Genomic DNA, 471 nt, shown 5'->3' on the forward strand with positions numbered 1-471 from the left:
CCTTTGCACGACCTGTCTACACGGTTTGCCCATTGCCGACCTTCATCTTGAGACGGGTAATCCTGTGGAAAAGATCTTCTACGGAAGGATCCCGGTTGAAAATGCCACTTCCCTGCTGCTTTTTGAAAAGAAAGGGGTGACACAAAAGCTAATCCATAACCTGAAATATCGCGGACAAGAAGAAATAGGAGGCTTTCTGGGCACCTGGCTGGGAGCTGAGATAAACCAGTTGTCGGCATGGAAACAGATCACTATGGTCATTCCTGTACCTCTTCACAAGCAGAAGCTAAAGAAAAGAGGCTTTAACCAGGTGGCACAATTTGGAATGGAAATAGCCAAAGCTCTTGAGGTTCCATATCGGGATGACGTGCTGCTAAAAATTTCGGCTACACAAACTCAAACTCTCAAAAAGAGATTTGCCCGCTGGGGAACTATAGAAGAAACATTTGTCCTGGAAAATGAAGACGCTTT

Annotated in this window: 1 protein-coding gene; it reads left to right on the top strand. The window is 45.4% G+C overall.

The window, feature by feature from the left end:
* On the top strand, positions 1-471 hold a 471-nt coding region (locus HC175_RS18215; RefSeq protein WP_168139662.1), incomplete at both ends, for a ComF family protein.

This window comes from Salinimicrobium oceani (assembly GCF_012037645.1).